This is a genomic window from Rhodococcus sp. 05-2254-6, from assembly GCF_002258565.1.
GTDB lineage: Bacteria > Actinomycetota > Actinomycetes > Mycobacteriales > Mycobacteriaceae > Rhodococcoides.
Genome location: NZ_NOZF01000021.1, coordinates 1 through 12845, shown reverse-complemented (window position 1 = coordinate 12845; position 12845 = coordinate 1). Strand labels below are relative to the sequence as shown.

Annotated in this window: 1 protein-coding gene; it reads left to right on the top strand. The window is 66.6% G+C overall.

Going from position 1 to position 12845, the window contains the following annotated elements:
- Positions 1–12845: non-ribosomal peptide synthetase (locus CH256_RS02905; protein WP_143536506.1), on the top strand; the 12845-nt coding region annotated here is incomplete at both ends.

Sequence of the window (12845 nt, the reverse complement as noted above, 5' to 3'; positions counted from 1 at the left end):
GGAGCCGCACTCGACCCGTCGGCGACCGCGATACGCTACGAGGGCCGCTCGATCTCGTACGCCGAACTCGATGCGACGTCCTCGCAGCTCGCCCGGGTGCTCATCGAGCGCGGGGCCGGACCCGAATCCGTTGTGGCGCTGGGATTCCAGCGCTCCTACTTCATGGTGCTCGCGGTCTGGGCAGTGGCCAAATCCGGGGCTGCGCACCTACCCGTCGACCCGACGTACCCGCAGGATCGCATCGCTCACATGGTCTCGGACTCCGAGGCCGTACTCGGGCTGACCACCCGGGCGCACTCGGATCGGCTCGCCGGCGGACAGCAGGATCCGGTCTGGCTGAGCGTCGACGACGAGGAGTTCGTGGCCGAGGTCCGCACCCGCTCTGCCGAGCCGGTCACCGACGCCGACCGCCTGCGACCCGTCACGTTCCAGAACCCCGCCTACGTCATCTACACCTCGGGCTCGACGGGCAAGCCGAAGGGCGTCGTCGTCACGCACGCCGGACTCGGCGGCGTCCTCGACGCAGCAACCGATCTCTATCACCTGAAACCGGCCTCGAGGTTCCTGCACGTCTGCTCGCCGAACTTCGATCCGTCGGTTCTGGAGTGGATGGCGGCGTTCTCCGTCGGCGCGACGTTGGTGGTGGTACCGGCATCGATTCTCGGCGGCACCGAACTGGCCGAACTGCTGAAGGCGGAGAGGGTCACTCACACGATCATCACGCCCGCGGTGCTCGGCACGATGGATCCCCACGGGATCGATTCGCTCGAGGTGCTCTCGGTCGGCGGTGACGTGACCACTCCCGAACTGCTCGCCCGGTGGGCAGGGGACCGGAAGTACTTCAACGGGTACGGACCGACCGAGACGACGATCATCTCCAGCTTCGCCGAGTTGACGCCAGGCGAGCCGATCACCATCGGTCGACCGATTCACGGCATGTCCGTGCTCATCCTCGATTCCCGACTCGAACCGGTTCCGACCGGTGTCGCGGGTGACCTCTATCTGTCGGGCGGTGCGCTCGCTCGCGGCTATCTCGGTAGGCCGGGTCTGTCGTCCGAGCGCTTCGTGGCCAACCCGTACGGCATCGACGGCGCACGGATGTATCGCACCGGCGACGTGGTGCGATGGACCGACGATCTGCAGCTGCAGTTCGTCGGACGCACCGACTTCCAGGTCAAGGTGCGCGGCTTCCGTATCGAGCTCGGCGAGATCGATTCCGCGCTCACCGCCGTTCCCGAGGTCGACTTCGCCGTCACAGTCGGGCACGAACTGCCCTCGGGCGTCACGACCCTCGTGTCCTACGTGCTCCCGACGCGTGGTTCCGTCGTCGACGTCGACGAGTTGACCGCATTCGTCGGAAAATCATTGCCGGCCTACATGATTCCGTCGTCGATCATCGTGCTCGACACCGTTCCGCTGACCCCTGTCGGCAAGTTGGATCGCGCCGCACTTCCCGCACCGGTGTTCGAGGCCCGTGAATTCCGAGCACCCACCACCGCGGTCGAAGAAATCGTCGCCGGAGTGTTCGCCGACGTCCTGCACATCGATCGAGTGGGGCTGGACGACGACTTCTTCGCCCTGGGCGGCAATTCGTTGATCGCCACCCAGGTGGTCTCGCGACTCGGCGCGGCCCTGGACACCGTCGTGCCGGTGCGCGCACTGTTCGAGAGCTCGACCGTCGCCGCGCTGGTGGCGCACGTGGAGAGCGCTGTCGGTTCGGGCGGTCGAGCCGCACTCGTGGCGGGTCCGCGTCCCGAGCGCCCGCCGCTCTCGCCTGCGCAGCAGCGGTACTGGTTCCTCAACCAGTTCGACACGACGTCGTCGGTGGACAACATTCCGTTCGCCGTGCGGTTGTCGGGTGAGCTCGACGTCGCTGCGCTGCAGTCGGCGGTACGCGACGTCGTCGAACGCCACGAGTCTCTTCGTACCCGGTACCCGGATTCGGCACAGGGTCCGTTCCAGCAGGTGCTCCCGGCGTCCGAGGTGCCGATGGACCTCGCCGTCCGCGAGGTGGCCGGTGCGAATGTCGTTGCGGCTGTCACGGAGTTCTTCGGGCGCGGCTTCGATGTCACCGTCGAGGTACCGGTCGACGCGCGTGTGTTCCGCGTCGACGAGAACGAGCATGTCTTGGCCTTCGTCGTCCACCACGTGTCGGCCGACGGCGCGTCGATGGGCCCGCTGGCCGTCGACGTCATGACCGCGTACACCGCGAGATCTGTAGGGTCGGCCCCGGATTGGGAGCCGCTCGACGTGCAGTACGTCGACTTCGCGTTGTGGCAGCGTACCGTCCTCGGTTCCGAATCGGATCCCGATTCGGTTGCAGCGCAGCAGGTGTCGTTCTGGAAGGACGCGCTCGCGGAGCTGCCGGATCAACTGGTACTGCCTACCGATCGCCTGCGCCCGCCTGCGCAGAGTTTCCGCGGCGACGCCGTGCGGTTCACCGTCGACGCAGGCACGCACGCCGCTCTCGCCGAACTCGGACGTACCGAGCAGGCAACGTTGTTCATGGTGGTGCACTCGGCATTCGCGGTGTTGCTCGCGCGCCTGTCCGGTTCCGAGGACATCGCCGTCGGAACGCCCATCGCCGGCCGCGGCGAGCGGGCTCTCGATTCGATGATCGGGATGTTCGTCAACACTCTCGTCTTCCGGTCGACCGTCGAATCGTCGATGACCTTCCGCCAGTTGCTCGCCCAGGCCCGTGAGCGGGACCTGGCCGCATTCGCGCACTCCGACGTTCCGTTCGAGCGTCTCGTGGAGGTGCTGAACCCGGTACGGTCCACGGCGCGCAACCCCTTGTTCCAGGTGGGCCTGTCCTTCCAGAACCTCGCCGAGTCGACGTTCGAGTTGCCGGGTCTGACGGTGAGCGCCGTCGAGGCGGACGCAGTGACAGCGAAAACCGATCTGCAACTGTCGATCTCGGATCGTTACGACCAGGACGGCTCGCCTGCGGAACTGTCGGCCGAGTTCAGTTACGCCACCGATCTTTTCGATCGCGCCACGGTGGAGACTTTTGCCGATCGGTTCGTTCGCCTCCTTGCCGCAGTGGCCGAGGATCCCTCGGCCGTCATCGGCGATCTCGCCCTGCTCTCGCCCGAGGAGCACACCAGGATCGTGCGCACGTGGAACGACACCGATCACGATGTCGATGCGTTGCAGACCCTGGTATCGCTGTTCGATCGACAGGTGCAGGCGCAGCCCGACGCCATCGCGGTGGTCCATGCGGGAGAATCGCTGTCGTACGCCGAGTTCGATCGTCGAATCAACCGGTTGGCTCGCGTCCTGATCGGTGCAGGCGTCGGCCCGCAGGTGACGGTTGCCCTGGCGATCAGGCGCTCGGTGGATCTGCTCGTGGCGATGTACGCCGTCGCCAAGGCAGGCGGGGCGTACGTACCCATCGACCCGGATCAGCCGGCGGACCGCAACGCCTACATTCTCGAGGTAGCTGCTCCCGCTCTGGTGTTGAGCACGTCGCGCGACGAAGTCGACGTCGAGTCGATTCCGGTTCTGCTGGTCGACACCGATCCTCGACTGCTGGGCGCCGAGGTCTCGGACGCGCCCGTCACCGACAGCGAGCGCACCTCGCCGCTGCGGCCTGCGAACACCGCGTACGTCATCTTCACGTCCGGATCCACCGGTCGCCCCAAGGGCGTCGCGGTCGGTCATGCCGCCATCGTCAACCAGTTGCTCTGGCAGAGCGCCCATTACGGGCTGGGCAACACGGACCGGGTACTGCTCAAGACTGCCGCCACCTTCGACCTGTCCGTGTGGGAGTTCTGGGTCGCCACCGTCTCCGGTGGTGCGATCGTGGTCGCCGACGCCGAGGGCCACCGCGATCCCGCCTACCTCGTCGATCTGATGGACCGTGAATCGGTGACGACACTGCACACCGTGCCGTCCGTGCTCGACGCATTGGTCACGGCGTCGGCGGGAGTCCTACCCCGGCACTTGAGCCGGATCCTGGCGATCGGCGAGGCGCTGCCGGTCGCGACGGCCGAGCGCGCTCTACGCAGTTCTGCTGCGCGACTGGACAACTTGTACGGACCGACCGAGGCAGCGGTGTCGGTGACCGCGCATCGAGTGTCGACCGTCGACGGCACCACCGTTCCCATCGGTGGCCCGGCGTGGAATACCCGTGTCTACGTGCTGGACTCGCGTCTGGCTCCCGTTCCGGTCGGCGTCGCCGGCGAGCTCTACCTCGCGGGTGCGCAGCTGGCCGACGGTTACTTCGCGCGGCCGGATCTGAGCGCCGAGCGTTTCGTCGCGGACCCGTTCACCCCAGGTGGCCGCCTGTACCGCACCGGTGACCTCGTGTCCTGGCGCGCAGACGGCGAACTGGAGTACGTCGGCCGTACCGACTTCCAGGTCAAGATTCGCGGTTTCCGTATCGAACTCGGCGACATCGATGCCGCTCTCGGAACGCTCGACGAGATTCGTGACGTCGCCGTGATCGCTCTCGCGGACACAGGATCGGGCGCACGGCTCGTGGCCTACGTCGTGCCGACAGTCGGTGCCACGGTGGACGCCGACACCTTGCGCACAGCTCTCTTGGGTCTGCTGCCGTCGTACATGGTTCCGTCGGCTTTCGTGATTCTCGATGCGTTGCCCCGCAACACGAACGGGAAGCTGGACCGACAGGCGTTGCCGGAACCGCAGTTCGAGACAGCCGAGTTCCGCGCACCGACCAACCCGGTGGAAGAGGCCGTCGCGGCGGTGTTCGCCGAGGTGCTCTCGGTGGAGCGGGTCGGTCTGGACGACGACTTCTTCGCGCTCGGCGGTAACTCTTTGATCGCCACCCAGGTGGTCTCCCGGCTGGGTGCGGCGCTCGATACGCAGGTGCCGGTTCGCTCGATCTTCGAGTCTCCGACGGTGCAGACGCTCGCACGCGCCATCGAGTCCGAGGTGGGTACCGGTGCGCGCCGGGCACTGACGGCTCGAACACGACCGGACACGGTGCCGCTGTCGATGGCCCAGCAGCGCATGTGGTTCCTGAGCCAGTTCGATCCGACGTCCGCCGTGAACAACATCCCGGTCGCAATTCGGTTGTCCGGCAGCGTCGATGTCGATGCACTCGTCAGCGCCGTGCACGACGTGCTGGCGCGCCACGAAATTCTGCGCACCGTGTACCCGGAGGTCGACGGGCGAGGCCAGCAGGTTGTGCTCGGTACCGCGGAGTCCGGCGTGACGGTTGTCGTCGACGACGTGGACGAGAGTTCGATCGAGCAGTCCCTGCGCGAATTCGTGTCCACGGGATTCGATGTGACCCGAGGGGTCCCGGTGCGAATCCGGATCCTGCGGGTCAGCGAGACCGAGCACGTATTGGCATTCGTCGCCCACCACATCGCCGCGGACGGGTTCTCGATGGGACCCCTGACGCGCGACGTCATGGTGGCCTACACCGCCCGTGCCGCGGGGGAGAGCCCCCAGTGGGCTCCACTTCCGGTGCAGTACGCGGACTACGCGCTCTGGCAACGCGAGGTACTCGGTTCCGAGGACGACTCCGATTCGCCGTTGGCGAAGCAGCTCGCCTACTGGACATCGGCTCTGGCCGGTGCCCCGGCGCAGCTCGACCTCGCGACCGACCGGCCGCGCCCGGCGGTGGCGTCGTATCGCGGTGCGGCATACAACTTCTCGATCGACTCGACCCTGCAGTCGAACATCGCTCGGGCCGCCCGGGCCGGAAACGCCACGAATTTCATGGTGGTGCACACCGCGCTCGCGGTGCTCCTCGGAGCGATGGCGGGAACCGACGACGTGACGATCGGAACCCCGGTCGCCGGCCGCGGTGACGCAGATCTGGACGAGCTCGTCGGCATGTTCGTCAACACGCTCGCCCTCCGTACCGCGATGAACCCCGCGGCAACGTTGCGCGAGCAACTCGCCGCGGTTCGTGAGGCCGACCTGGGTGCCTTCGGGCACGCCGACGTGCCGTTCGAGCGGCTCGTCGACGAGCTGGCCCCGGACCGCTCTCAGGCTCGTCACCCGATCTTCCAGGTCATGTTGACGTTCCAGAACCTGAACCGTCAGACGTTGGCCCTGCCCGGTCTGAGCGTCGAGGGAATCGATCTCGGCAGCGCCTTCGCAAAGTTCGACCTGCAGGTGACGCTGTGGGAGAACGTCGACCGATCCGGCGCTCCAGCCGGCATCGACGTCCAATTCGACTACGCCACCGATCTTTTCGACGAGTCCAGCATGGCGTCTCTCGGGCGACGGCTCGTCCGGGTTCTGCACGCGCTCACCGAGGCACCGGACGCAGTCGTCGGCGACATCGACATCCTCGAGGAGGGCGAACGCACTCGCGTCCTCGAGGAATGGAACGCCACCGCGCACGAGGTGGATCCCGGCGCAACTCTGGTGTCGCTGTTCGAGGCCCGAGTTGCGGCGTCTCCGGACAACATCGCCACGAGCTTCGCCGACGATCGAGTGACGTACCGCGAATTCGCCGAGCGGGTCAACGCGCTCGCGCGTCTGCTCATCGCCGAGGGAGTCGGCCCGGAAACCGTGGTGGCCACGGCCATGCGCCGCTCGATCGACATGCTGACGGGTATCTACGCCGTGCTCGCCGCCGGTGGTGCCTACGTCCCGGTCGACCCGGATCTGCCGGCCGAACGGATCGGCTACATCCTGGACACGGCGGCACCAGTGGTGTTGCTCACGACCGAGCACGACGGCACATCTCTCGAGACCGACGCCGCCAGGATCCTGGTCGACACCGTCGACACGACAGGTCTGTCCACGGCACCGGTGACCGATGCCGAGCGAACCGCACCGCTGCGGCCGGCGGACACCGCGTACGTCATCTTCACCTCCGGCTCCACCGGTCGCCCCAAAGGCGTTGCGGTCAGCCACGAGGCCATCGTCAACCGTCTGCTGTGGATGCAGGACGAATACCGTCTCACCGAGCAGGACAAGGTGTTGCAGAAGACGCCGGTCACGTTCGACGTATCGGTCTGGGAACTGTTCTGGCCGTTGCAGATCGGAGCCGAACTCGTCATCGCGGTGCCCGACGGCCACCGAGACCCGGCATACCTGGTGAGCACCGTCGCCGAACGCGGCATCACGGTCGCGCACTTCGTCCCGTCGCTGTTGACCGTGTTCGCCGCCGCGGACGGTGTCTCGAACTGCACCGGCCTGCGTGCGGTGTTCGCGTCCGGTGAGGCGCTGCCCGCATCGGTGGCGGCTGCCCTGCGTACTGCTCTGCCCGCAACCGAACTGCACAACCTGTACGGACCGACCGAGGCCGCAGTCGACGTCACCTACCACCGCGTCGTGCCGACCGACATCGCGTCGGTCCCCATCGGTGCTCCGGTCTGGAACACCCGAGTCACCGTGCTCGATGCACGCCTGCACCCGGTTCCGGTCGGGGTACCCGGGGAGCTGTATCTCGCAGGGCGGCAACTGGCCCGCGGATACCTCGGCCGTCCGGACCTCACCGCCGACCGGTTCGTCGCCGACCCGCACGGCAGTGCCGGTTCGCGGATGTATCGCACCGGAGACCTGGTTCGCTGGAACGCAGACGGCGAGCTCGAGTACCTCGGCCGCACCGACTTCCAGGTCAAACTGCGAGGCCTGCGGATCGAGCTCGGCGAAATCGAAGCCGCGTTGACCGCAGATCCGTCGGTCGACCAAGCCGTGGTTCTCGTGCGCAGGACGCCGTCGGCAGGTGAACTACTGGTCGGGTACGTCGTTCCTGTCGCCGGGGAGACGATCGACACCGCAGCGGTCACCACCTCGGTTGCCACCCTGGTTCCGGAGTACATGGTGCCGGCCGGGCTCATAGTGCTCGATGCCCTCCCCCTCGGGCCGAACGGCAAGCTGGACCGCAGAGCGCTACCCGAACCGGAATTCGGCAGCGATGCCGAATTCCGTACGGCGACAACCGACACCGAACGCGTCATTGCCGAGGTATTCGCAGACGTTCTCGGCCTCGACACCGTGGGCGTCGACGATTCGTTCTTCGCGCTCGGCGGCGACAGCATCGTCTCCATTCAGTTGGTCTCTCGCGCCAAGGCGAGAGGAATCCAGTTCGGCCCACGAGATGTGTTCGAGCGCAAGACCGTTGCCGGGCTGGCCGAGGTGGCTGTCATCGTCGGTGAGGGCAGTGACGCGGTCGTGCTCGAGGAACTCGACGGCGGCGGCGTCGGCTGGATGCCGCTACCCCCGTTCGGTGTGGCGATGATCGAGCGCGGCGGAGGCTGGTCGCGGTTCCATCAGGCCGTCACACTGGAGCTGCCGCTCGGCATCGACCGAGCCGGGATTCTCGCCACGGTCAACGCAGTGGTCGATCGACACGACGTGCTGCGCTCGACCCTGGTGCACGACGACCGGGGCTGGGGTCTCGATGTTGCGGGCGCCGGTGCCGTCGACGTGGATGCGTTGCTCGTCCGGGCCGATACCGATTCGGCTGCAACAGTATTCGACGGTGCAGTCGGAACGCTCGACCCCACGGCCGGGCGCATGCTCGCCCTCGTCTGGGTCGATCGAGGACCCGAGGAAGCGGGCACGCTGACCGTCGCCGCGCACCACCTCGTGATCGACGGAGTGTCGTGGCGAATTCTGGTCCCCGACTTCGTCTCCGCCTGGGCTCAGGTGTCCGGGGGAGTGGACCCGAGCCTGCCCGAGGTCGGAACCTCGATGCGGCGGTGGACCCATGCATTGGTCGACGCGGCAGCGAGCGAAGCGCGGCTGGCCGAGTTGCCGTTGTGGCGCTCGATCGCCGACACCGAGGATCCCGTGCTGGGCGACCGACCTTTCGACCCCGCGGTCGACGTCGTCGCGACGCTCGAACGGGTGAACATCGAGCTGGCACCCGACGTCACGCGCACCTTGCTGACCACGGTTCCGGAGATCTTCCGCGGCGGTGTGGGCGACGGGTTGCTGGCCGGACTCGCTCTGGCCGTCACGAGACTGCGATCCGAGCGCGGCGTCACCGCACCGGCGACACTGGTGCAGCTCGAAGGCCACGGCCGTGAGGAAGCGGTGGTTCCCGGAGCCGATCTGGGACGCACCGTCGGCTGGCTGACCAGCCTGTTCCCCGTCCGCCTCGACCTGACCGGAATCGACGTCGACGCTGCGTTCGCGGGTGGACCGCAGCTCGGCGACGCCGTCAAGGCCGTCAAGGAACAGATGCTGGCGCTGCCCGATCGAGGCATGGGTTGGGGACTGCTCCGTTACCTGAACTCCGAGACAGCTGCGGAACTTGCGGAACTCGGGACCGGACAGATCAGCTTCAACTACCTGGGTCGCGTCGACACCGGCGAGGTCCCGGACGAGATGAAGTCGCTCGGCTGGTTGCCTGCCGCCCACGGTGAGCTCTCCGCGCCCGGTGATGCCGACATGGCCGCGAACAAGACGATCGACATCAACGCGATCGTGCTCGACACCGACGAGGGTGGGGTCCTGAGCGCGAGCGTCGCATTCCCCACCGGCGCCGTGTCCGCGGACACGGTCGAACGTCTCGCCGGGCTGTGGTCCGATGCATTGTCGGCACTGGCCACGTACGCCGAGGCACCCGGCTCGGGTGGCTTGACCCCGTCCGACGTTCCGCTCGTGCGGCTCTCACAGCCCGACATCTCGTCGTTCGAGGCGCGGTACCCGGAGCTGACGGACATCTGGTCGCTGTCGCCGCTGCAGCAGGGATTGCTCTTTCACGCACTGTTCGCGGACGCGTCGATCGACGTCTACACCATGCAGGTCGTACTCGACCTGGCCGGCGAGGTGGACGCCGAACGGCTGCACCGCGCAGCGCAGACACTGCTGGATCGGTACGAGAATCTGCGTACCTCGTTCACCGCGACTGCGGGCGGCGAGACTGTGCAGATCGTCCAGCAGAACGTTCGTCTGCCCTGGAACACACTCGATCTGTCTCAGCTCGACGGGCTCGAACGCGACGCTGCCGTAGCCGACGCACTGGCCGCGGATCAGCGACGACACTTCGACGTGTCCACGGCACCCCTGCTGCGGTTCCTGCTCGTCAGGATCACGCCGACCACGTACAAGCTCGCGATGACCAATCATCACGTGTTGCTCGACGGATGGTCGTTGCCGCTGGTGATGAAGGAACTGCTGTACCTGTACGCGGCGCAGAGCTCCACGGCGTCGATGCCTCGCGTGCGGTCGTACCGCTCGTATCTGGCGTGGCTCGATCGACAGGATCCGGCCGTATCGCTGAGCGCGTGGACCCGGGCACTGGACGGTGTCGAGGAACCGACCTTCGTCGCTCAGCCGAGCGTCGGACGAGAAATCTCGTCCAGATCGGCCGAGGCGGAGAAGTCGGTCGATGTCGACACGACAGCGGCGCTGGCAGCGCTCGGTGGCCGGCTCGGCGTCACCGTCAACACGCTGGTGCAAGCGGCGTACGGACTGTTGATCGCGCACGTCACCGGCCGCACCGATGTCGTGTTCGGCGCCACGGTCTCCGGTCGTCCCGCTGCTCTTCCCGGCGTCGAATCGATGATCGGGCTGTTCATCAACACCATCCCGGTGCGGGTGCGCTTCGATCCCGCCGACACGGTGGAGAACTACCTGGTCCGGATCCAGGGTGAACAAGCAGATCTTCTCGACCACCACCACGTGGGACTGGTCGACATCCAGCGGGCGATCGGCGTCGGCAATCTGTTCGACACCCTGACCATCTTCGAGTCCTACCCGGTGGACGAAGCACAACTGACACAACAGGCCGCGGCCATCGACGGCATGACCGTCGAGGGCGTGAGCTCCAACGACAACACCCACTATCCGCTGACGTTGCTGGTCGTGGCCGAGGATCGAATCTCGTTCACGCTCAAGTACATCAGCGATCTGTTCGACGCTGCGTACGTCGACTCCATTCTGTCCCGGCTGGTCGGTGTTCTCGAGACCTTCGTCTCCGACACCACTGCGGCGGTCGGCGATATCGATCTGCTCGGCTCGGCAGAACGAACTCGAGTGATCGAGACGTGGAACGACACCGCACACGATGTCGACGCAGGCGTCATGCTGACCGGGCAGTTCCGGGCGCGAGTGGCCGCGAACCCGGATGCTCCGGCAGTGGTGTTCGAGGACGCGACCGTCACGTATGCGGAGTTCTCGGACCGAGTGAATTGCCTTGCGCGACACCTGGTGTCTCTCGGTGTGGGGCCGCAGTCGCTCGTCGCACTCGGGATGCGGCGCGGAATCGACCTCATGGTCGGCATGTACGCCGTCCTCGAAGCCGGTGGTGCCTATGTGCCCATCGATCCGGACCACCCCGCGGATCGCATCGAATACATCCTCGACACAGCCGAGCCGGTGGTTGTGCTCTCCACCAGTCACGATCGGGAAGGTCTACCGGAGCGTTTCCCGATTCTCGTACTCGACACCGTCGATCTCACCGGGTACCCGAACGGTGCCTTGACCGACGCAGATCGACTGGCACCGGTGCGTCCTGGAAACACCGCCTACGTCATCTTCACCTCGGGCTCGACGGGACGCCCCAAGGGCGTGGCCGTGTCGCACCGTGCCGTCGTCAACGAGATGGCCTGGATGGTGCACCAGTACTCGCTCGACGAGAACGACGTCTACTTGCAGAAGACCGCCACGACATTCGACGTGTCGCTGTGGGGCTTCTTCCTCCCACTCCAGGTCGGTGCGAGCGTCGTTCTCGCCACCCCCGACGGCCACCGCGACCCGGCGTACGTCGCCGATCGGATCGCTCGGCACAAGGTGACCGTCACGGACTTCGTACCGTCGATGCTCACGGTGTTCGCCGCTTACGCCACCGAGGACCAGTGCCGTTCGCTTCGGCATGTGTTCGTGGTCGGTGAAGCGCTTCCGCCGGAAACGGTGACCGACTTCCGTGCGATCACCTCTGCTGGGATCCACAACCTGTACGGACCCACCGAAGCTGCTGTGACAGTGACGTTCTGGGAGACCGAGCCGGAAGATGTATCGACGGTTCCGATCGGTGCGCCGGAATGGAACACCCAGGCCTACGTCCTCGACGGCAGGCTGCATCCAGTGGCCGCAGGGACCGCGGGTGAGCTGTATCTGGCGGGTACCCAGCTCGCCGACGGATATCTCGGCCGCGTCGACCTGACGATGGACCGCTTTGTCGCGAACCCGTTCTCGGCTGCCGGCGAGCGCATGTATCGCACCGGAGACCTCGTCCGATGGCGGTCGGGCCCCGACGCTGTGGGGGTACTCGAGTACATTGGGCGCACCGACTTCCAGGTCAAGTTCCGTGGCCAGCGGATCGAGCTCGGTGAGATCGAGACCGCGCTGTTGGCCCATCCCGACGTCAACCAAGCCACGGCCGTGGTGGCGACCACCGGTGCCGGCGACCAGCTCGTCGGATACGTGGTGCCTGCACCGGGCAGCACACTGGACCCGGCCGAGGTACGCACCTTCGTCGGCGGCGCACTGCCGAAGTACATGGTGCCGGCGACGGTGATGGTGCTCGCCGAATTCCCTCTGAACACCAGCGGCAAGCTGGACCGAAAAGCACTGCCGGAGCCGGTGTTCGAGGTTCGCGAGTTCCGTGCTCCGGCTACGCCGGTCGAGGAGATCGTGGCGGAGATCTACGCCGAGATGCTCGGCGTCCAGCGTGTCGGATCGGACGACGACTTCTTCGATCTCGGTGGTAACTCGCTGATCGCCACGCGAGTGGCGGCACGGGTGTCGGCGGCGCTCGGCAAGAAGGTCGGTGTTCGAGATCTGTTCGAGGCGTCGACCGTTGCCGCACTCGCAGCTCGTGCCGAGTCGCGGATCGACGACGCGAACGATGTGCCGCTGCGCCGCCGACCGGCCGGCCAGACCGTGCCGTTGTCGCTCGCGCAACAGCGCATGTGGGTACTCAACCGACTCGACCCCGAGTCCGGGGCCTACAACAT